This is a genomic window from Rhizobium sp. P43 (assembly GCF_056730705.1).
This window is the reverse complement of the sequence record NZ_CM161539.1, coordinates 3,330,004-3,349,310: the sequence shown is the minus strand read 5'-3', so window position 1 is coordinate 3,349,310 and position 19,307 is coordinate 3,330,004. Positions and strand designations below refer to the sequence as shown.

At 61.8% G+C, this 19,307-nt stretch carries 19 protein-coding genes, 1 tRNA gene and 1 pseudogene; 10 read left to right on the top strand and 11 right to left on the bottom strand.

The window, feature by feature from the left end; genetic code table 11:
• Nucleotides 1-125: 125 nt before the first annotated feature.
• The 3 genes from AC1PUL_RS16765 to AC1PUL_RS16755 all read right to left on the bottom strand — a co-directional run bounded on the left by AC1PUL_RS16765 (nt 126) and on the right by AC1PUL_RS16755 (nt 2,897).
• Nucleotides 126-761 (bottom strand): BRO-N domain-containing protein, encoded by a 636-nt coding sequence (locus tag AC1PUL_RS16765; RefSeq protein WP_480465236.1) that lies wholly within the window; start codon nt 759-761, stop codon nt 126-128.
• Between the two features lie 514 nt (nt 762-1,275).
• On the bottom strand, nt 1,276-2,709 hold the full coding sequence (locus tag AC1PUL_RS16760; RefSeq protein WP_480465235.1) for a tyrosine-type recombinase/integrase: 1,434 nt from the start codon (nt 2,707-2,709) through the stop codon (nt 1,276-1,278).
• A 101-nt stretch (nt 2,710-2,810) separates the two neighbouring features.
• Nucleotides 2,811-2,897, bottom strand: a tRNA-Leu gene (locus AC1PUL_RS16755).
• A gap of 238 nt (nt 2,898-3,135) precedes the next feature.
• On the opposite strand from AC1PUL_RS16755, the gene AC1PUL_RS16750 reads away from it, so the two are divergent.
• Nucleotides 3,136-3,597: a BA14K family protein gene (locus AC1PUL_RS16750; RefSeq protein ID WP_480465234.1), complete on the top strand. Its 462-nt coding sequence runs from the start codon at nt 3,136-3,138 to the stop codon at nt 3,595-3,597.
• Between the two features lie 45 nt (nt 3,598-3,642).
• Here AC1PUL_RS16750 and AC1PUL_RS16745 read toward each other — a convergent pair whose 3' ends face one another.
• A complete protein-coding gene (locus AC1PUL_RS16745) occupies nt 3,643-3,954 on the bottom strand; it encodes an Rdx family protein (RefSeq protein ID WP_480465233.1) in 312 nt (103 codons plus the stop codon).
• A 112-nt stretch (nt 3,955-4,066) separates the two neighbouring features.
• Here AC1PUL_RS16745 and AC1PUL_RS16740 point away from each other — a divergent pair, with 112 nt between their 5' ends.
• The gene (locus tag AC1PUL_RS16740) at nt 4,067-4,507 is read left to right on the top strand and encodes a DoxX family protein (protein ID WP_480465232.1); all 441 of its coding nucleotides are present in this window, start codon (nt 4,067-4,069) and stop codon (nt 4,505-4,507) included.
• 97 nt (nt 4,508-4,604) lie between these two features.
• Nucleotides 4,605-5,081: pseudogene (locus AC1PUL_RS16735) on the top strand (type 1 glutamine amidotransferase); the annotation flags it as partial.
• On the opposite strand, the gene AC1PUL_RS16730 reads toward AC1PUL_RS16735, so the two are convergent.
• Nucleotides 5,004-5,171 (bottom strand): hypothetical protein, encoded by a 168-nt coding sequence (locus AC1PUL_RS16730; RefSeq protein WP_480465231.1) that lies wholly within the window; start codon nt 5,169-5,171, stop codon nt 5,004-5,006. The pseudogene AC1PUL_RS16735 and the gene AC1PUL_RS16730 overlap by 78 nt on opposite strands.
• A 244-nt stretch (nt 5,172-5,415) precedes the next feature.
• Between AC1PUL_RS16730 and AC1PUL_RS16725 the strand changes: the two genes are divergently transcribed.
• From AC1PUL_RS16725 to AC1PUL_RS16715, 3 genes are all read left to right on the top strand, one after another.
• A complete protein-coding gene (locus AC1PUL_RS16725) occupies nt 5,416-6,018 on the top strand; it encodes a LysE family translocator (protein ID WP_480465230.1) in 603 nt (200 codons plus the stop codon).
• A gap of 98 nt (nt 6,019-6,116) precedes the next feature.
• Nucleotides 6,117-7,430, top strand: a complete 1,314-nt coding sequence (locus AC1PUL_RS16720; protein ID WP_480465229.1) for a vanadium-dependent haloperoxidase — start codon at nt 6,117-6,119, stop codon at nt 7,428-7,430.
• Nucleotides 7,427-9,061 (top strand): CRTAC1 family protein, encoded by a 1,635-nt coding sequence (locus tag AC1PUL_RS16715; RefSeq protein WP_480465228.1) that lies wholly within the window; start codon nt 7,427-7,429, stop codon nt 9,059-9,061. Before AC1PUL_RS16720 ends, AC1PUL_RS16715 begins: the two co-directional genes overlap by 4 nt.
• A gap of 1,540 nt (nt 9,062-10,601) precedes the next feature.
• Here AC1PUL_RS16715 and AC1PUL_RS16710 read toward each other — a convergent pair.
• The 4 genes from AC1PUL_RS16710 to lepA all read right to left on the bottom strand — a co-directional run bounded on the left by AC1PUL_RS16710 (nt 10,602) and on the right by lepA (nt 13,473).
• On the bottom strand, nt 10,602-10,967 hold the full coding sequence (locus AC1PUL_RS16710) for a YegP family protein (protein ID WP_480465227.1): 366 nt from the start codon (nt 10,965-10,967) through the stop codon (nt 10,602-10,604).
• 83 nt (nt 10,968-11,050) lie between these two features.
• Nucleotides 11,051-11,350, bottom strand: a complete 300-nt coding sequence (locus tag AC1PUL_RS16705; RefSeq protein WP_480465226.1) for a CcdB family protein — start codon at nt 11,348-11,350, stop codon at nt 11,051-11,053.
• Nucleotides 11,351-11,352: 2 nt separating this feature from the next.
• Nucleotides 11,353-11,583, bottom strand: a complete 231-nt coding sequence (locus AC1PUL_RS16700; RefSeq protein WP_480465225.1) for a type II toxin-antitoxin system CcdA family antitoxin — start codon at nt 11,581-11,583, stop codon at nt 11,353-11,355.
• Nucleotides 11,584-11,649: 66 nt separating this feature from the next.
• The gene (gene lepA / locus AC1PUL_RS16695) at nt 11,650-13,473 is read right to left on the bottom strand and encodes a translation elongation factor 4 (RefSeq protein ID WP_480465224.1); all 1,824 of its coding nucleotides are present in this window, start codon (nt 13,471-13,473) and stop codon (nt 11,650-11,652) included.
• A gap of 259 nt (nt 13,474-13,732) precedes the next feature.
• On the opposite strand from lepA, the gene AC1PUL_RS16690 reads away from it, so the two are divergent.
• Together AC1PUL_RS16690 and AC1PUL_RS16685 are read left to right on the top strand one after the other, a co-directional pair.
• Nucleotides 13,733-14,104, top strand: coding sequence for a YciI family protein (locus AC1PUL_RS16690; RefSeq protein WP_298460459.1), 372 nt, complete (start codon nt 13,733-13,735; stop codon nt 14,102-14,104).
• Nucleotides 14,105-14,108: 4 nt separating this feature from the next.
• Nucleotides 14,109-15,347: an RNA polymerase sigma factor gene (locus AC1PUL_RS16685; protein WP_480465223.1), complete on the top strand. Its 1,239-nt coding sequence runs from the start codon at nt 14,109-14,111 to the stop codon at nt 15,345-15,347.
• Nucleotides 15,348-15,352: 5 nt separating this feature from the next.
• Here the strand turns inward: AC1PUL_RS16685 and AC1PUL_RS16680 are convergent, their stop codons facing one another.
• Entirely contained in the window at nt 15,353-16,228 is an 876-nt protein-coding gene (locus AC1PUL_RS16680; protein ID WP_480465222.1) for a carbon-nitrogen hydrolase family protein, read from the bottom strand.
• Entirely contained in the window at nt 16,225-16,818 is a 594-nt protein-coding gene (locus tag AC1PUL_RS16675; RefSeq protein WP_480465221.1) for a GNAT family N-acetyltransferase, read from the bottom strand. The genes AC1PUL_RS16680 and AC1PUL_RS16675 overlap by 4 nt, the downstream gene beginning before the upstream one ends.
• Nucleotides 16,819-16,899: 81 nt before the next feature.
• On the opposite strand from AC1PUL_RS16675, the gene AC1PUL_RS16670 reads away from it, so the two are divergent.
• Nucleotides 16,900-17,301, top strand: coding sequence for a ketosteroid isomerase-related protein (locus AC1PUL_RS16670; protein ID WP_480465220.1), 402 nt, complete (start codon nt 16,900-16,902; stop codon nt 17,299-17,301).
• Nucleotides 17,302-17,631: 330 nt separating this feature from the next.
• Nucleotides 17,632-19,278: a methyl-accepting chemotaxis protein gene (locus AC1PUL_RS16665; protein WP_480468611.1), complete on the top strand. Its 1,647-nt coding sequence runs from the start codon at nt 17,632-17,634 to the stop codon at nt 19,276-19,278.
• The last annotated feature ends 29 nt before the right edge of the window (nt 19,279-19,307 follow it).

Sequence of the window (19,307 nt, the reverse complement as noted above, 5' to 3'; positions counted from 1 at the left end):
CGGTGGAGCGGGAACGGCAGGCGGACCAGATGGGAACGGATGTTTACGCTAAGGGGTCTCAGAGGCTCGCTGACGCGCTTAAGTTGTTTTTCGGCATCGTTACACCAAAAATCGAAGGATGGCTCTCAGCGAGTCCCTGAGGGAGTCTGAGGGGCTATCTGGGCTGTGGCTGGGCAATCGCGGGTACAGGTGTGGAGGGTGCTCGATCTCCCCAATCTGTCCGGGGTAGACGCTCCTCGACTACCTGAGATTTTCTCAGGGAGGCCCTCAAGGACCAACTCGGTCATCCGATCCAGCGCGTCGTCGTCTGTGAGGTCGATCTTCTCCTCACCCTTGACGTACATACCATCCTTGCGGATCGCCGGGAGCACGTCGCGGGTTACCCACGTTTTGAACTCCTCAGCGTCCGGCTTTCGGGATAGGAACACCAGATCATAGAGGCCGGACTCTGTGATTACCGTGGCGGTGTATTGCTTCTTGTTGAATATGGGCAGTCTCGTGTTAGTAGCATGAGACAAAACCTTCTTGTTGTCCTCCGAGAGCTTCGCCGTGTGCTGCGAAGGGTATCCTCTCAGGTCCAAGGCACGGCACACATCCGCCGCGACGAACCATGGGTCCCCGTCGATGTCCACCACGCGAACGCGGTGATCCTTGAGCTTGTGGAAAACCTTCGTGATAAGGCCGATTCTCCACAGGTTTATCTCTCTAGCGGAGATTGATTTGTCTAGGTGCTGCCGATGGCTCGAGAAAATTGAGGGCAATCAAGTCTTTGTACTGACTCGGGAAACGCGCATTTTGATTCGGTCAGTTTCGGAACCGATTCCCTAATTGCCTTGTCAACAGGGAATCCCTTCGATAACCTAACAGCATCTTCCGGAAGGGAGAAACGAAACAGGCCCCACCGAAATGGAGCCTGTCGCACTTACAGGGGAAGACTGGTTTGGCGAGGGTCCGCGGTGCAACGCGGCCATCGTCGGCAGTGAGGGCGTACAAGCTCCCATTGCCCCAGTCGGAACCGCCAGTATTGTATCACTGATACTGGCAGTTGGATTGGGCAAGCTACTCGCATTGCCTACCTCCTTCCGAAGAAGAAAGTAAGATGGTCTTACCGACCCTTCGTCGGATCATCCGCCGAAGCTGGACAACCTCCCGAGAAATGGCGTCCAAGCCGAGTCGAGTCGTTTCACATCTTCTGAAAGTATCGGTCTTTGACGGTTGGTGCGCAAGTGAAAGGCGCACTTATGCCGGTTATTCACAGAATGCGACCTGATTATTTCACTCGGTTACCTGAGGGCGCATGGGTTCCGCTGGGGTCTCCTGCGGGATAGGACCCGCTTGCCGGTTCTTCACCTCGTGCGCCTTCTTCATCGCCTCGGTTGTTGCTCTCAGACGTTCTGGCTTGCTCCCGTAGTTCCGAGAGCCGGTACCCGAGAGCGAGTGGCCAAGCGTCAAGTTCACCTCTCGCTCTTGTGCCCCACCTGCCCTCAGCCAGTCAGACATGTTGTGGCGGAGTGAATGCACTACATGGAGTGGGTTCTTGGTGACCGCTCTAACGTGCTTCATAAGGGCCGCTGAGGCGTTGTCAGGGCCGTTTTCATTGCCGTAAGCGTCGAAGAGCATGCCGCGTCCCTTGGCGAGCCCCAGGGCTTCTTTGGCGGCTTCCAAGGTGTCCCCCAAGAGTGGCACGTCCCTTCTGGATGCCTTGGTCTTTACCCGCCGATCTTCATGCCATTCAACGGTAATGTAAGGAGTGGCAGTGGACACCTCGACATCAGACACACGAAGTCCAGTAATCTCAGCCAATCGACATCCCGTACCCTCAAGCAGCCGCCAGATAAGCTGTAGCTCGGTCTTGCCTCTGGACATTACCCTGCTGCGCACTGCTTGTAGTACGTCAGTCGGCAGCGGATCGCGCTTCTCTACGTCAGTTTCGGCGTCTAGGTTGGCAATCGGTAGCTTGTTGAATGGGTTACTGTAGCTGTTCGCTAGGCCGTTCTCGTGGATTGCGTGGTTGACTACGGCCCTGATTATGTTGATGCCCCGCCGAACCGACTCAGGCTTAATCCCGGTCTCTACAAGGGCATCGCGGAACCGACGAGCGTCCTCGCGGTTGATCGACAGCAATTCGGCATCAGCGCCGATAACCCTCATGAACAGTTCAGCGACCCGGTCAACCCGCTGCGCATATTTCTTTTCCCGCTTGTCCTCCCCAGCACACTTCTCTGCCTTGTAGAGTGAAACGATATCACTCAATCGCGGTGACGGACGGGGAGGAGCGCCGTTAAGGAGAGACCTCACTAGCAATTCATGAGCTGCCGACATCCCCACGGGATGCCCTGAGGCGTCCAGCGGGTATCGTTCAATGATTTCTGCTGCTGCTTGCTCCCTAGCCGCATCCTCCCCGTCTGCATCATCTGGGAAGGTTGCACGATCATAGGGGCTGCTAGGCTCAAATCCGAGTTGACGGATAAGGCTCACGCTCTCGGTATAGGTCTCGAAGGGGGACTTCTCCCGGTGGCGGTCCCGGACTGCCTTCACGGCCTTCTCGTAAGCAGCGTTGACGCGTTTCCAGTTTTCCGCCGCTTGAGCCTCAGTTTTTCCCAGCGGGGCCAAGTGCTGCTTCTTCCCGAGTATCGCTGAGATGTCCTCGGGGTACTTGCGGCGATATCGGAAACCGCTCTTGTGTTTTTGGACGTAGGGAAGGTTCAATGTCAGCCTCAAAATGACCCCCGGGTGTACCTCAAAGTGTACCCCGGCTTACCGTCAAGACATTGAATAGATTGGTTTCTAAGGTGAAACCTAAAATGGAATGGTGCCCAGAAGAGGACTCGAACCTCCACACCCTTTCGAGTACCAGCACCTGAAGCTGGCGCGTCTACCAATTCCGCCATCTGGGCGACGAGGAGCCGTGTAAAGCGACTACCCCGGCCTGTCAACCAGCTTTTTGAAGTTTTCGTGTCGGCCTCACGAAAGCGCCGCAAAAGCAGGGGCGCGACCGTTGAAAGGGCTGGCGCCGCCAAAGCAAGGCCCCGTCCATCGATGACGATGTCGTGAAAAAGCCGTGATCGATCCACTCTAGTTGACCGTCGGCGAAGCAAATCGCTCTGCTAGCCGGGACCGAAACAGGATGACGAGATGATGATCAAATCTGCTTATCTGGCCGTGGCATTGGCAAGCGCCCAGCTCTTGGCGCCACCGGCCGAGGCTGCCATGCCAAAGCCGTCGCAACAGCGTCTTGATGAGCGCGGTGACGCCAAACAGGTCGATCTCGTCTGCGATTTTTCCGGTTGCTACGAGACCTGGGATCGTCCGCCGCCACGCCACAGGCCGCGCCCGCTGCCGCCGGAATACTATCCGCCCTCTGTCTATGACGAGCCACCGGTCTATCGCCCGCGTCCGCGCCCGCCCATCTATGTGGAGCCTGGCTACCGTCCCCGTCCGCCGGTTTATGTCGAGCCCGGCTATCGCCCGCCACGCCGGTCCTGGGAGCGGCATGTCGACTGGTGCCTGGATCGCTACCGGTCCTACAATCCCCGCACCAACCAGTTCCTCTCGTCGAGCGGCTACTACAAGGTCTGCCGATCGCCCTTCTATTGATCATGCAATCTGCAAAGGCGGCCCCTCGGCCGCCCTTTAACGACGTCAGCTGTCGAGCCCCTCATTGGGGCTCACCCGATCGACATGGCCGAGGTCGCGCTCCGGGTCGATCGCATCGCGAACCTTCTGCTTGAGTTCCTTCGGCCCCGGAAACCCGCCGTCGCGCTTGCGCTCCCAGATCAGGTCGTCGTTCAGACGGATCTCGAAGATCCCGCCAGTGCCGGGAATGAGCGCCACCTCGCCGAGGTCGTCGGCAAAGGTATGCAGCAATTCCTGGGCCATCCAGCCGGAGCGCAGGAGCCAGTTGCACTGCGTGCAGTAGGTGATCGAGATTCGGGGCTTGCTCACTCTCTTCATCCTCGTTTCACGAATAAGTTAACTCGATAACTCAACTTTTATGGCTCCGACAATTGCCACGTCGGCATCCTTGCGCCAAGAGGCAAAAATCAGCGTCACCAAGGAGTTCTTCATGTCCAACGACCCGAACCGACTTTTCATTCCCGCCTTCGCCCCTGTCTATCGCTCCTGCCATGATCTGGTCGAGACCCTGCTGCGCGTTGTCGCCGGTCTCTTCTTCACCATTCATGGCGCCAGCAAGATTGTCGATCCTTTCGGCGCTGCCGGCATGGTCGAAAGCCTTGGCTTCTATCCGGGCGTTTTCTGGTCGCCACTGCTGGCCGCTACCGAATTCTTCGGTGGCATTCTTCTCGCCATCGGTCTCTTCACGCGTCCGGCTGCTGTCGCCGCAAGCTTCGTGCTGCTCGTTACCGTCTACTTCCACTGGATTCAGCTCGGTCAGGGTTTTTCCGGCGCGGAGAAATCCCTGCTCTGGACGGCGATCACCCTGTTCTTCGTCTTCCGCGGCGGAAACGCCCATTCCGTCGACGCACGCTTGAAGAAGACCTTCTGAGGTCGCAGGAGGGCGCCCCTCGCGGCGCCCTCCCGTCTTGCAGCCCGCGCGCACCCATGCTTTCTCTGGCCATCCGCCCCAGAGATCCGATTCCCCCATGCGCGTCGCCATAGTCGAAAATACCAAAGTCACCGAAACCGGCCAGGTCGGCATTGCCCTTGCCGAGGCCGGTGCGAAGACCGTCACCTTCAGCGCCTATGCCGGCGAAGCCTTGCCCGATTTTGAGGCACATGATGCGCTGGTCGTCTTCGGCGGCGAGCAGAACGCCCGCGACGACGAAAAGCATCCCTATCTGCCGGAGCTTGCCAGCCTGATGCGCCGCTTCGGCGACAGCGGCAAGGCGGTGCTCGGCATCTGCCTCGGCAGCCAGATCCTGGCTCGTGCCTATGGCGGCGAAAACCTGATCGGTGCCGCCCCGGAATTCGGCTGGCGCAGCATCGGTCGCACCGACGCCGGCGGCATCGATCCGGTGCTTGCGGCCATGCCCGACCGCTTCCTATCCTTCCAGTGGCACGACGATACCTTCACCCTGCCGGAAGGGGCGGCCCACCTTGCCGAAAACGCGGCCGCCCGCCACCAGGCCTTCCGCATGGGTCGTGCGGCCTATGGCTTCCAGTTCCATTTCGAGGCCAATCGCGAGGTCGTACGCAACTGGATGGCGCATTTCCCTGATGTCATCGAGCGCAAGGAGCCGGGCTGGCTCTTACGCCATCCGGAAGCTCGAGCCGACCGATGGCGCGCTTTCCGATACAGCGGGCCTTGCCATCGCGCGCGCCTGGGTCCGTCAGATCCGACCGGCTTGACCAGTCACCGCTGCAGCGGGGCTCACCTCGCTTTCACCGTCGGGTTTGACCGACATCAATTGGCGGCCATGGGCAACCTGTTATCTCCGACCTGTCGATTTCGGAGTGACCCGTTTGTCCTTGTCCGCCTTTACCCTTGCCGTTCTCCTGCTCCTCCTCACACCAGGACCGACCAACACGCTTCTGGCCGTTTCGGGAGCAGCGCGTGGCGTGAAGGCCTCGCTGCCCCTGATCGGCGCCGAGCTCGGCGGCTATCTGACCGCAATCCTCCCCCTCGTCTTCCTGGCTGCACCGCTGCTCGCGGATCAGCCGGTCGTCGCCCTCATCATCAAGCTCGTCTCGACGCTCTGGGTCTTGATCCTCGCCGCCCGTCTCTGGATTCGCCCGCCCTTCGCCAGCCAACCCGGCGCGGTCACGGCGGCTGCGGTCTACGGCACCACGCTGCTCAACCCCAAGGGCCTGATTGTCGGTCTGGTCCTTGTTCCGAACGCCGGGACAGGCACCGTTGAAGCAATGGCTGCACCGCTCCCCTATCTTGCCGCATTCGCGATGCTGGTGGTCTGCGTCGCCACCTGCTGGTTGAGTTTCGGCGCCGCAATTCTGGGCCGCCTCGCCCGGACGAACCCGCTGCTCTTTGGCCGGATCGCCGCAAGCTTTCTCGTCGTCTTCGCCTTGAGCCTCGCTGGCCGCGCCATAGGCTTGATTTGATCGATCGCGATTGACCACCCTCTTGCGGGCCACCCGCCCCCGTGCTTAATCGGCATTCAATCGATTGAGTTGACTTCGGAAACCTGTGGGAGGGGGACATGAAGGCTCTGGGAAAGCGCCTGATGGCGCTCTGCTTCATCATCATGGCGCTGGCCACCCTGCCGGCCCAGGCAAGCCCGGTTGGGGCCGACAAGGTCATGCGCGACTGGTATCGCCTGATCCTCGAACTCGTTCGCCACACGCCGACCTATTCGCCGCCGGTTGCTAGTCGCGCCTTCGCCTATCTCGGCGTCACGGCTTATGAGGCGCTGGCCTCCGGCGACCGCAGCATGACCTCGCTGGCCGGCCAGCTCAACGATCTCACACCGGTGCCGCAGCGCGACGGCGGCGTGGCCTATGACGAGGCCGTTGTCATGCAGGCCGCACTGTCATCCGCTGCCCGCGAGTTCTTCGGCAACACCGGTCCGACCGGACAGCGCGCGCTGAAGCGCATGACCGAAAAGCTCTCCGCCGAAGTCTCGGCCGGTCTAGCACCAGATCTCGTCGCCCGCAGCCATGCCTATGGCGAGAGCATTTCCGCGCATATTCTCGCCTGGTCACTGCAGGATGGCGGCGCCAAGGTCGAGAACATGGGCTTTCCGCTCGAGTTTGCTCTGGGAAGCCGCAAGGACAGCTGGGTGCCGACGAGCCTGATCAACCAGCAACAGATGCCCCTTCTTCCGAAGTGGGGTGAGAACCGTCCCTTCGCCATGGCAATCGGCAATGCCTGCCCCTTGCCGGCGCCGCCCGCCTATAGCGAGGAGAAGGGGTCGGACTTCTACAAGGAGGCGATGGAGGTTTACGAGGCCGTGAACAGGGTGACCGATGAGCAGCGCGCCATCGCTCGCTTCTGGTCGGATGACCCGATGCTCTCGCCGACCCCGCCCGGCCACTGGATCGTGATTGCGCTAAAGGTTCTCGATGAACAGAAGGCCGGTGCCGCCGAGCATGCCGACCTGCTCGCGCGCCTCGGCATTTCGCTCGCCGATGCCTTTATCGGCTGCTGGCATTCGAAATTCGAATACGACCTTCTGCGCCCGGTCACCTATATCAAGCGGGTGATCGACCCCAAATGGGAGCCGATCCTGATCACGCCGCCTTTCCCGGAATATCCCTCCGGCCATTCCACCCAGTCGGGTGCGGCGGCGACCGTTCTGACTGCCTTCTTCGGCGAGAACTTCGCTTTCACCGACAACACCCATGAGAAGGACAAACTGCCCAATCGCAGCTTCAACAGCTTCTGGGATGCGGCCAACGAGGCCGGCATGTCACGCCTCTATGGCGGCATCCATTTCCGCGCGGCCATCGATCGCGGCCTGGAGCAGGGCCGTTGCATCGGCGAAAAGGCGGTTGCCCTGAGGACGCGCGGATGACCGGGTCGATCACGTCTGGCGCTGCGCGCCTTGCCACACTGGCGACACTGGCTCTTGCCTTGCAGGCTGGCACGGCACTGGCCAATGGTGGCCCGCTCGTTCCCCGCTTTGCCGATGAAACCTCAACCAGCGGCATCGCCAGCACCTATCGCGGCGATTGGGAATATATGGTCGGCGGCGGTGCCGGCAGCTTCGACTGCAATGCCGATGGCTTTGCCGATCTGGTGCTGGCAGGCGGCGAGGACAAGGCGAAGTTCTACCTCAATCGCAGCGAGGCCGGCGGCGCGCTGAAGTTCGAGGAACAGGCCTCGGGCCTCGAACTCGACAAGGTGACCGGCGCTTATCCGCTCGATGTCGATGGTGACGGTAACCAGGATGTCGTGCTCCTGCGTTCCGGCGAGAATGTCCTGATGCGGGGCTTGGGCGAATGCCGCTTCGAGCGCGCCAACGAGGCCTGGGGCTTTGACGGTGGCGACGCCTGGTCGACGGCCTTTTCCGCCACCTGGGAAAAGGGCAATGCCTGGCCGACGCTGGCGGTCGGCAATTACATCGACCGTTTCGAGGATCTCGAACCCTGGGGCTCCTGCACCGACAACTGGCTGCATCGCCCGGTCTCGGCCGCGGAACGTCGCTTCGCGCCTCCTGCCCCGCTCAATCCCTCCTATTGTCCGCTGTCGATCCTGTTCACCGACTGGAACCGGTCAGGCACCCCGTCTTTGCGCGTCTCCAACGACCGCGAATATTACAAGGGTGGCCAGGAGCAGATGTGGAAGCTGCCGGCGGGCGGCACGCCGGAGCTCTACACCCAGGCAGAAGGCTGGCGTTACCTCCGGATCTGGGGCATGGGCATTGCATCCCACGACCTCGATTTCGACGGCTATCCCGAATACTTCCTCACCAGCATGGCCGACAACAAGCTGCAGAAGCTGGCCGAGATCCCCGCAGACGGGAAGCCCAAGCCCTCTTATGCCGACGTCGCCTTCGCCAAGGGCGCGACCGCCCACCGGCCCTATATCGGCGGCGAAATCCGGCCCTCGACGGCCTGGCATACGGAATTCGAGGACGTCAACAATGACGGCCGCACCGATCTCTTCATCGCCAAGGGCAATGTCGCCAAGATGCCGGACTTTGCCGCGCAGGATCCCAACAACCTTCTGGTCCAGGGCGAGGACGGCAAGTTCATCGAGATGGGCAACAAGGCCGGCGTCGCCTCCATGGCCACCGGCCGCGGCGGCGCGCTTTCCGATTTCAATCTCGATGGCCGCATCGATCTCCTCGTCGTCAACCAGGGCTCGCCCGTCGAGATCTGGCGCAACACGACGGAAATGCCCGGCCGCTTCCTGCAGCTCGCATTGCGCCAGGACGGTCCGAACCGGGACGCCGTGGGCGCCTGGATCGAGGTAAAGACCGGCGATTATGTCCAGCGCCGCGAAGTGACCATCGGCGGCGGCCATGTCAGCGGCAAGACCGGCTGGTGGCATTTCGGTCTGGGCGATCAGGCGGAGACCGAGCTCCGCGTGTTGTGGCCGGACGGCGAGACGGGTGAGTGGCAGAAGGTGTCGACCGACGGGTTTTACGTGGTTCAGCGTGGCGCAGCGCCGAGGTTGTGGAAACCGGGCGAGGGGCTGTGAGGGCAACATCTCCCCCTCGGTGGGGGAGAAAGCGATTTCGATGAATTAGGCGAGCGCAAGCCGCCTAAACATCTGAAATCGCAAGAGAGGGGGTCTGTTCGTCGTGCCCGCAGCACTGATCCCCTCACCAACAAAATCTGAGGTTTAGCCCTGTTCGGGCTAAGCCCTCGATTTTGTAACCTCTCCCACAAGGGGAGAGGTGGGCTCCGCGCTTGCATCTTGGCGCCCTCATGCTGAGGTGCCCGCGTGAAGCGCGGGCCTCGAAGCATCCTTTTGCTTTGATCCACCTGTGGCCTCGTGCTTCGAGGGTCGCGTCGCTCCCACCTCAGCATGAGGGGTGGTGGCGTGGCCTCGCCCCTCGAGGCCCGACGATGTCGGGCACCTCAGGGTGAGGGGGATATGTCGATGTCAAAAACCCCAAGCTTCGCCGCCGGTCGGGATTGCTCCCTCCGGGTGGCTTGAAACTTGTCTCGGACGAGGCGCCAGAAGCAACCTGTCTAAGTAGTTTATGTGGCTCCTTCCGGCGCCCCGTTCGGCGTTTTTTCCCGCTGCATGCATCTCTCTGGCAAGGCGGCGACGGTCCTCGTCATCCTCGGGCTTGACCCGAGGACCGAGGAATGACCGGGCGCGGGTCCGGCTGCGGCATCATCATGAGATGACGCTTCAGCCTGGCCGGTGGCCCGGGAGGTTCCCGCCGGATGGTGCACCATTCCGACCGGGACCCTCGCCCGGGGGATGATCGTCTGGCCATTTGCGACCGTCCATCATCCCCGCCGTTTTCTCCGCCCCGCTGTCTGGATGTTCGCGACAGCGCGGGCGCCTTGTCTGTGTGCCTCTGAGGCACGTCCTTCCGATCAGGGTATCCAGGCTTTGGGGCATCCGACCCCATCACCCTCGTCAAGCCCTTCGTCCGGAGGGAGACCGTTGCAGCGGGCCGGGGATTTGTGCCTGCGACAGCACGCCACCCCGGCGCCGGCCCCGCCTCGCCTGACATCGCATCGTCAGGTGTATCCGAGGGCGGGACGGGGATTAGGGTAAAGGGGTGGAAATGGGCGGGGATGAAAAAACTTTGTTTTGTTGATTTTGTTGGGGGATTTTTGAAAGTCGTCCCCCTTTTTTCGGAAAAGGCCGAGTTCGTGGCTTTGCCCCTCACCCTACCCTCTCCCCGCAGGCGGGGAGAGGGAGGCGCAAGCGGTGGCCATCCTGGCCTTCTCCCCGCATGCGGGGAGAAGGTGCCGGCAGGCGGATGAGGGGCTGACGTGATTGGGATGAGGGGCAATGGCGTCGTGCGCGACGCCTATCTCCCCCCTTGCGGGGGAGATAGCGATTTCGATGAATTAGGCGAGCGCAAGCCGCCTAAACATCTGAAATCGCAAGAGGGGGGCTCGGTGAGGTGAGTGCCAACGGAACTGCGCCCCTCTCCGGGAAAATCTGAAGTTTAGGCGGCTTGCGCTCGCCTAAGCCTTCGATTTTCCGTCCTCCCCCGCAAGGGGGGAGGGAGGTCGCCGCCGGCTCCTCAGCCCCAGGCAGGACCGTGCGTTCACTCCGCCTCTTCCACCGCAGCTTCGGCGGCGCGTTTCTGGATGGACTCGATGCAGTTCTTGGCGCTGGATTTCGACTTGTAGGTCTCCGAGCGCACCATGATTTCGCCATTGGCGGCGCGGAAGCGGACGAAGGTTTCGCCGTTCTTGGCCTCGTCGATCTCGAAGCGGTAGCCACTGCCGGTTTCCTGCTTGGTGAGATCGATGACCGGGGCGCCGGGGGCGTTCTTTTTCAGGGACTCGATGCAGTTCTTGGCGCTCGCCTTCGAGGCATAGTTCTCCGACCAGACCATGACCTCGGAATTGTAGACGAACTGGGCCCGGAACTCGCCCTTCTCGGTCTTGATGATCTTGAACTTGTGCATGCCCGTCTCCCTTGTCTCTGGTTTATTGGCTTATGATGGCATGCGAATGCTAGCGCGACGGGCACAGGCGGGCAAGCAGGGGCTCAGAAGCTCTGAAAGAGGAAATCGGTCGCGGCGGTGATCTCGTCGGCGCGGGCGGAAAGGTCTGCGATCGAGGGGCCTATCTCGGACAGCGCCAAAGCGGCCATTCTGTGGGTCGCCATGACATATGTCTTCCCGCTGACCTCGAAACGCGGGGTGAGCCGCGAGATGACCCAGGAGACGGTTTCGACAGGCTGCAAGGGCGCGACAATCCGCGTGGGCAGATCATGGAGAAAGTCGGATTGCAGGTCCAGGACCAACTGGTCGTCCGATTTCAGGCGATGGACCCGAAATCGCGCCATGGTCAAAACAGCCGGTATTTGGCGAGCGGCAGACCATGTTTGGCAACATAGTCATTATCCGCCTTGATCGCCTCGGCATTCTCGATCTTCCAGCGTCGCTCCTTCTCGGCCTTGATGGCAAGCGCGATGCCTTTTTCGGCTGCGCCCGTGATGTCGAGCCCCAGCGCCTCCGCCTCGGCGGCAAGCGTTTCGCTGACACTCAGGTCGTGGGCTTTGCGGGCTTCAATCGACATGGCGGCGCTCCTAAGATGCGCCATCATAGCGTGAAATCGTCTGCGTGGGGAGGGCCTTGGCCCGCCTCACTCGTCGTTCATCTTCAGCGCGGCGATAAACGCTTCCTGCGGGATCTCGACCTTGCCGAACTGGCGCATGCGCTTCTTGCCTTCCTTCTGCTTGTCGAGCAGCTTGCGCTTGCGGGTGGCGTCGCCGCCGTAGCACTTGGCGGTGACGTCCTTGCGCAGCGCGCGGACGGTTTCGCGGGCGATCACCTTGCCGCCGATCGCGGCCTGGATCGGGATCTGGAACATGTGCGGCGGGATGAGCTCTTTCAGCTTCTCGCACATGCCGCGGCCGCGGCGGTCGGCTGCCGAACGGTGGACGAGCATGGAGAGCGCATCGACGGGATCGCCATTGACCAGGATCGACATCTTCACCAGGTCGCCATCGCGATAATCCATGATGTTGTAGTCGAAGGAGGCGTAACCCTTGGAGATCGATTTCAGGCGGTCGTAGAAGTCGAAGACCACTTCGTTGAGCGGCAGCTCATAGGTGATCATCGCGCGGTTGCCGACATAGGTGAGTTCGGTCTGGATGCCGCGACGGTCCTGGCAGAGCTTCAGGATGCCGCCGAGATAGTCGTCCGGCGTCATGATCGTCGCCTTGATCCACGGCTCGCGGATTTCCTCGATCTTCACGACATCGGGCATGTCTGCCGGGTTGTGCAGCTCCTTTTCCGTGCCGTCGGTCATCACCATCTGGTAGACGACGGAAGGGGCAGTCGCGACGAGGTCGAGATTGAACTCGCGCTCCAGGCGCTCCTGGATGATTTCGAGATGCAGCAGGCCGAGGAAGCCGCAGCGGAAGCCGAAGCCGAGTGCCGCCGAGCTTTCCATTTCGAACGAGAAGGAGGCGTCGTTGAGGCGCAGCTTGCCCATGGCGGCGCGCAGGTCTTCGAAATCAGCTGCGTCGACGGGGAAGAGACCGCAGAAGACCACCGGCTGGGCCGGCTTGAAGCCCGGCAGGGCCTTTTCCGTCGGGCGGCGGTCGTCGGTGATCGTGTCGCCGACGCGGGTATCGGCCACTTCCTTGATCGAAGCGGTGATGAAGCCGATTTCGCCCGGCCCGAGGCTGTCGACATTGACCATCTTTGGGGTCAGCACGCCGACGCGTTCGACGGAATAGCGGGCACCCGTGCCCATCATGCGGATCGTCTGGCCCTTGGTCAGCACGCCATCGATAATGCGCACGAGAACCATGACGCCGAGATAGGTATCATACCAGCTGTCGACGAGCAGGGCCTTGAGCGGGGCCTTCTCGCCGCCTTCGCTCTTCGGCGCCGGCAGCTTGTGCACGATGGCTTCCAGCACGTCGGGGATTCCGAGACCGGTTTTCGCCGAGATCAGCACGGCTTCCGAGGCATCGATGCCGATGACTTCCTCGATCTGCTCCTTGATGCGCTCGGGTTCTGCGGCGGGCAGGTCCACCTTGTTGAGCACGGTGACCAGCTCGTGATTGTTGTCGATCGCCTGATAGACATTGGCCAGCGTCTGGGCTTCGACGCCCTGGGAGGCGTCGACGACGAGCAACGAGCCTTCGCAGGCCGAGAGAGAGCGCGACACTTCATAGGCGAAGTCGACATGGCCGGGCGTGTCGATCAGGTTCAGCACATAGGTCTCGCCATTATTGGCCTTGTAGTGCAGGCGCACCGTCTGGGCCTTGATGGTGATGCCGCGTTCCTTCTCGATCTCCATGTTGTCGAGAACCTGTTCCGACATCTCGCGATCGGCAAGGCCGCCGGTCGTCTGGATCAGACGGTCGGCCAGCGTCGATTTGCCATGGTCGATATGGGCGACGATGGAGAAGTTGCGGATATGGTCGAGGGGAGTGCGGGACGATGTGCTCATGGCTCGCGCATATAGCAGCGACCCCTTGTATCGCAAAGCGGAAAGATCGGGTTTTCCGGGCGATCACGGTGGTTTTGACGTCGCAGGCAGGCCGTCTGTCGCCTGATACGGACCGTTGTCAGCGGCAGGCCCGTCGCCGATAGTGGGCGGGGCGTGAGAAAAAAGTCTGGCCGTTGTCGAATCCGATGTCGGAGCCGCGTCTCTTCATCGACGGGATCGACAGACGATACCGCAAGGGCCCGAAGGAGGGGCAACGACCATGCAATACCTGCTGCTGATCTATGAAAACGAGGAAATCTTCGGCGGTCCCGACAAGACCGGGCCGATCATGGCCGATCTCGGGCCGCGCCATTTCGCTTTCAGCCATGAGCTGGGCGAGAAAATGCGCGCAGGTGCCGGGCTGAAGGGCACGGAGGCTGCAACCACCGTGCGCACCACGGGCGGCAAGCAGACCATCCATGATGGTCCCTTCGCCGAGACGCGCGAACAGCTGGGCGGCTTCTACCTCGTGGAAGCCGAGGACCTCGATGCGGCGATTGCGATCGCCAGAAAGGTGCCGCTCGGCAAGGATGGCGCCATCGAGGTCCGACCCCTGTTGCCGATGCCGCCGGGCCTTTCGGAAAAGCGTTGAGGTGATGCGGGCGGGGGTTCTCGACGAGACCTTCCGGGCGGCGGGCGGGCGCATTCGTGCCGCACTCGCCGCCCGCTACCGCGACCTCGATCTTGCGGAAGAGGCCTTCGCCGAGAGCTGCCTCAAGGCGGTGAAGGCCTGGGGTGACGAGGGGCAGGACCTGCCGCGCGATCCGGTAGCCTGGCTCTACCGGGTGGCCGAACGCGCGGCCCTCGATATCCTGAGGCGAAGGCGTGTGCGGGCCGAGAACCGTCCCGATGAACCCGAACCGGAACCGACCGCCGAGGACCGGCTGGCAAGCGACGATGCGGTCATTCCCGACGAGCGGCTGAGGCTGATCTTCGTCTGCTGCCATCCGGCCGTCGCGCCCGACAGCCGTGCGGCGCTGACGCTGAAACTGGTCTGCGGTCTGTCGACGGACGAGATCGCGCGCGCCTTTCTGGTGTCTGAGACGACGCTCGCCCAGCGGCTGGTGCGCGCCAAGCGCAAGATCGCCGAGGCCGGTGTCAGTTTCGAGGTGCCGGGACCGGAGCATTGGGCCGAACGCCTCGCAGCCGTGCTTTCGACGCTGGAGGTCGCCTATGCCAAGGCACATGAGGATGCGGCGGGCTCTGGCCGGCATGCGGGTTTTGCCCGCGAGATGCTGGAGGTGACGGCACTCCTGACAGAGATGTTGCCACAGGAAGCGGAGGTGTTGGCGCTCGCGGCCACGATCCGCTTTGCCGAGGCGCGTCGGCCGGCAAGGATGGACGCAGACGGCGTGATGGTGCCGCTTGCCGAGCAGGACCCGACGCTCTGGTCGAAGCCGCTGATCGAGGATGCAAGGCGCCATTGCGGGCGGGCGCTTGCCATGTCGGGTCCGGGCCCGCGCATTCTGCAGATGATGATCCACGCGCTCTGGTGCGGCCGAAAAACGCTTGGCGATCCGCCGCCCTGGAAGGCCGTGCTGGCCGCCTATGACATATTGGTCGAACTGCGCGACGACCCGATCATCCGCATCAACCGGGCGGTGGCACTGGCCGAGGTGCGGGGTGCGGAGGAGGCACTGGCGGAACTCGATGGGCTGGATGCCGAAACTTTGTCCGATTTCCTGCCCTTTCATGCCGCACGGGCGGATCTCTTGGGTCGGATCGGGCGTGTAACCGAGGCAATCGCTGCCTATGATCGCGCCCTCGCGCTGTCGCCGGGCGAGGCGGAGCGGCGATTTCTCGTGCGGCGGCGGGACGCCTTGGTCGTGTCCTGAGCGGCTCACACCCCGAACTGTTCCGGCCAGTCGCGGCGGGTGGCGACCTGACCTTCCGTGCGCAGGCGTCGGACGGTATCGAGATCGATCTCAGTGATCAGCCAGTGGCTCTCTTCGACCTCGTCGCTCTCGCTTTCGGCATAGATGCCCGATGGTGGCATGCCGTAATCAGAGGGCACGTAAAGGGCGGCGCGGCCGCGGTTTTCGTCGAGCGCGGGAGACCACGGGGCGGTGCCGGCAGTGGGTGACGAGAGGACGGCGATCTGGTTTTCGAGCGCCCGGGCCTGGGCGCCGATGCGCACCCGATAGGCGCCGGCGAGTGTGTCCGTGCAGGAGGGGGCGAGGATCAGGTCGACACACTGTTCGGCGAGGGTGTGAGCCAGCATCGGGAATTCGTTGTCGTAGCAGATGAGGATGCCTAGCTTGCCGAGCGGCGTGTCGAAGGCTGTCAGCCCGTCGCGTCCGGCGGCGATGCCCCATTGCTCGCGCTCGAAACGGGTCATGATGATCTTGTCCTGATGACCGATCAGGCCATCCGGGCCGAAAAGGAAGGCGCGGTTCCGGTATTGGCCGTCGGGATCGAGCACCGGGGCTGAGCCCGGCTGGAAGACGATCGAATGGGTGCGGGCAAGTTCCTCGCAGAGCTCGACCCAGGCCGGGATGAGTGGCTGGATGCCGGCGATCGAGCCATGCAGGTCTGAGCGGGTGTCGGCATCGAGCTGGCCGGCGAGCACCAGGCCGGCATATTCCGGCAGAAGCACGAGTTTGGCGCCGCGCTCGACGGCCTGGTGCACCAGACCCGTCAAATGGAGGACGTACTCTTCCCAGGTCTCGATGAGATCGATCTTGTACTGGCAGGCGGCGAGCGTCAGGGCTGTCATGCTGTGAGATCCCGGATCCAGAAGGAAAGCGGCTTCGGGCTCTCGACTGATGTGTCGAGGTCGCGCCAGGTAAACGTCGTGCGAAGCGCGGGGTGGTGCGTGTAGCCACGCTTGGCCCAGAAGGCATCGAGCGGCACGTAATCGGCAGGCCGGCGCGGATGGTCGGCGGGGCGCTCGACGGCGCAGAAGGTGGCGTAGCGCAGGCCAAGTGTCTTCGCCTGCGCCTCTCGACCCTCGAAGAATTTCACGCCGATGCCCTGACCGCGATACTGCGGCAGAAGCACGCTTTCGCCGAAATAGAAGAACTGTTCGGGATCGAGCCCGGTCGCAAGGAAAGGGCGCTTGACCTCCTCGGTCTCGCCTGCCATCGGCGTTCCTGTGGCAACCCCGACCACCTGGTCATCATCGCGAGCGATGACGAAGACGGAGCCTTCGGATTTCGCATAGGTCGAAAGATAGGTCTGCTCGTACACAGGATTTCCCTCGTAGAGATAGGGAAAGGCCCGGAAGACGGTGGTTCTGAGCCGCGCCAGGTCGCCGAAGAAGGGTGTGGCGTCGCTGCCGGAAAAGGATTGGATGGTGAGCGCCATAGAGTGTTTTCAGTCCGTTGCGGAGTGTTTATACCCATCTCCCACGAGCCGAGAAAGCAATTCCACGACGAGGAGTGATCGATGACCGCCGCAGCCACCATCCGTGCCTACTACGACGCCTTCAACGCCGGCGACATGAACCGTTTCCTCTCGCTCCTGACCGATGATGTGGCGCATGACATCAACCAGGGTGCCCGCCAGACGGGGAAGGAAGCCTTCGCGAAATTCATGGACCACATGAACCGCTGCTACAAGGAAGAGCTCACCGACATGGTGATCATGGTCAACGAGGACGGCACCCGGGGTGCGGCCGAATTCATCGTCAACGGCACCTATCTCGCGACCGACGAGGGTCTGCCGGAAGCCAATGGCCAGACCTACCGCCTGCCTGCCGGCGCTTTCTTCGAGATCCGCGACGGCAAGGTCGCCCGCATTTCCAACTATTACAGCCTGCCGGACTGGATCGCCCAGGTCGGTGGCTGATCGGTTCGGCGGAATGCTGGCCGTTCGCTGGGTGGGGATCCGCGATCAGTTTGTGAATTGCGTTTTGTCAATATCTACAATCAGAAAATGTAAATGCGGCGCGAGTTGCATTTTCTTTCAACATCCCCCCAGGAATGGCCTTAGCGTTTACAGAGTTTAAACGAACCGACCCCAGATTTGGCATGCGAGATTTGACTATGGCGGACGTTTAGGGGACGCCCGCCTGCGTCCCGGACCTTTGTCGGGAGAGATCTCGCAGAGTGCAATTTTCTGGGGAGCCTTGCAGTGGAACGCAGATATTCAAGCTGGGGTAATGATGCCAGCGCAATCATGGACGCGATGAGCCAATCTCAGGCGATCATCGAATTCAAGCCCGACGGCACCATACTCTGGGCGAACGAGAACTTCTGCAAGGCGGTCGGCTATCGGCTGGAGGAAATTGTCGGGCAGCACCATCGGATCTTTGTGGATCCGACTGAGGCTGCCTCGCAGGAATACAGAGATTTCTGGGCCAACCTGGCAGCCGGCAATTTTGACCGGCGACAGTATCGTCGCTTCACCAAGACGGGTCGCGAATTCTGGATCGAAGCCTCGTACAATCCGGTGAAGAAGAATGGCAAGACCTACAAGGTGGTGAAATTCGCCTCCGATATCACGGCGGCGAAGACCAAGAGCGCGGATGATGCTGGACAGCTCGCGGCCATTTCGCGCGCGCAGGCGATGATCGAGTTCACCCCCGAGGGCATAATCCTGACCGCCAACGAGAATTTCTGTGGTGCGGTCGGCTATTCTCTTTCCGAGATCCAGGGCAAACACCATCAGATGTTCTGCGATCCGATTTATGCGCGCAGCGATGACTATCGTCAGTTCTGGCAACGCCTGGCGCGTGGCGAGTTCTATACCGCCGAATATGAGCGCATCGCCAAAGGCGGGAAACGCATTCATATCCAGGCGTCCTACAACCCGATTTTCGATGCCAATGGACGGGTGATGAAGGTTGTGAAGTTTGCGACCGACATCACCCAAAGGGTGGCGAATGTGCAGATGCTGGGACAATCGCTTTTGGGGCTGGCGGAGGGAGACTTGTCGAGCCGGCTGACCGAACCGTTCCTGCCCGCGTTGGAAAGCCTGAGGCTTGATTTCAACGAGGCGGTTACAAAGCTGGAGGCGGCCATGCAGTCCGTATTCCAGAATGCCAACGCCATCTCCGCCGCTGCGAAGGAAATCAATTGCGCCTCGCAGGATCTTTCAACGCGCACGGAACAGCAGGCGGCGTCAATCGAGGAGACGGCCAGCGCGCTCGAACAGATTACCACAACGGTAGACGAGTCGAGCGCCAAGGCTCAGCAAGCTGGGCAGCTCGTGCGCCAGACCAAGGAAAATGCCGAGCGCTCCGGCGAGGTTGTCACCAGTGCCGTCGATGCCATGGGCAAGATAGAGGCCTCGGCATCCGAGATCGGCAACATCATTGGCGTTATCGATGAGATCGCCTTCCAGACCAACCTTCTTGCACTCAACGCCGGCGTTGAGGCTGCGCGTGCGGGCGAGGCGGGTAAGGGTTTCGCTGTTGTCGCGCAGGAAGTTCGCGAACTGGCGCAGCGATCCGCCACCGCGGCCAAGGAGATCAAGGAATTGATTCGAGCCTCGAACGGCCATGTTCAAAACGGCGTGGCGCTGGTCGGCGAAACCGGCAAGGCGCTGGAGACGATTGTCGATCAGGTCATTCAGGTGAACAGCAATGTCACGGCGATCGTCGAGGCTTCCCGCGAGCAGGCAGGGGGCCTCAAGGAGATCAATACGGCTGTCAACGCCATGGATCAGGGCACCCAGAAGAACACGGCCATGGTCGAGGAAATGAGCGGAACGGCCCAGAGGCTGGCCAACGAGGCCGACGAACTGTTCCGGTTGATATCCCGCTTCAAGATCGGCGCGGCTGCCGTAGCATCCCCTGCGCTCCGTCAGCGAGCAGCGGCCTGATGCCGCTGCCAGTCTCGCGGATCTGCGCC

What these genes read in the sequence shown, in the direction of transcription:
- AC1PUL_RS16750 (WP_480465234.1), top strand. Translation starts at nt 3,136, where the DNA reads ATGATGATCAAATCTGCTTATCTGGCCGTGGCATTGGCAAGCGCCCAG.
- AC1PUL_RS16745 (WP_480465233.1), bottom strand. Translation starts at nt 3,954, where the DNA reads ATGAAGAGAGTGAGCAAGCCCCGAATCTCGATCACCTACTGCACGCAG.
- AC1PUL_RS16740 (WP_480465232.1), top strand. Translation starts at nt 4,067, where the DNA reads ATGTCCAACGACCCGAACCGACTTTTCATTCCCGCCTTCGCCCCTGTC.
- AC1PUL_RS16730 (WP_480465231.1), bottom strand. Translation starts at nt 5,171, where the DNA reads ATGCGCCATCCAGTTGCGTACGACCTCGCGATTGGCCTCGAAATGGAA.
- AC1PUL_RS16720 (WP_480465229.1), top strand. Translation starts at nt 6,117, where the DNA reads ATGAAGGCTCTGGGAAAGCGCCTGATGGCGCTCTGCTTCATCATCATG.
- AC1PUL_RS16715 (WP_480465228.1), top strand. Translation starts at nt 7,427, where the DNA reads ATGACCGGGTCGATCACGTCTGGCGCTGCGCGCCTTGCCACACTGGCG.
- AC1PUL_RS16710 (WP_480465227.1), bottom strand. Translation starts at nt 10,967, where the DNA reads ATGCACAAGTTCAAGATCATCAAGACCGAGAAGGGCGAGTTCCGGGCC.
- AC1PUL_RS16705 (WP_480465226.1), bottom strand. Translation starts at nt 11,350, where the DNA reads ATGGCGCGATTTCGGGTCCATCGCCTGAAATCGGACGACCAGTTGGTC.
- AC1PUL_RS16700 (WP_480465225.1), bottom strand. Translation starts at nt 11,583, where the DNA reads ATGTCGATTGAAGCCCGCAAAGCCCACGACCTGAGTGTCAGCGAAACG.
- lepA (WP_480465224.1), bottom strand. Translation starts at nt 13,473, where the DNA reads ATGAGCACATCGTCCCGCACTCCCCTCGACCATATCCGCAACTTCTCC.
- AC1PUL_RS16690 (WP_298460459.1), top strand. Translation starts at nt 13,733, where the DNA reads ATGCAATACCTGCTGCTGATCTATGAAAACGAGGAAATCTTCGGCGGT.
- AC1PUL_RS16685 (WP_480465223.1), top strand. Translation starts at nt 14,109, where the DNA reads ATGCGGGCGGGGGTTCTCGACGAGACCTTCCGGGCGGCGGGCGGGCGC.
- AC1PUL_RS16680 (WP_480465222.1), bottom strand. Translation starts at nt 16,228, where the DNA reads ATGACAGCCCTGACGCTCGCCGCCTGCCAGTACAAGATCGATCTCATC.
- AC1PUL_RS16675 (WP_480465221.1), bottom strand. Translation starts at nt 16,818, where the DNA reads ATGGCGCTCACCATCCAATCCTTTTCCGGCAGCGACGCCACACCCTTC.
- AC1PUL_RS16670 (WP_480465220.1), top strand. Translation starts at nt 16,900, where the DNA reads ATGACCGCCGCAGCCACCATCCGTGCCTACTACGACGCCTTCAACGCC.
- AC1PUL_RS16665 (WP_480468611.1), top strand. Translation starts at nt 17,632, where the DNA reads ATGGACGCGATGAGCCAATCTCAGGCGATCATCGAATTCAAGCCCGAC.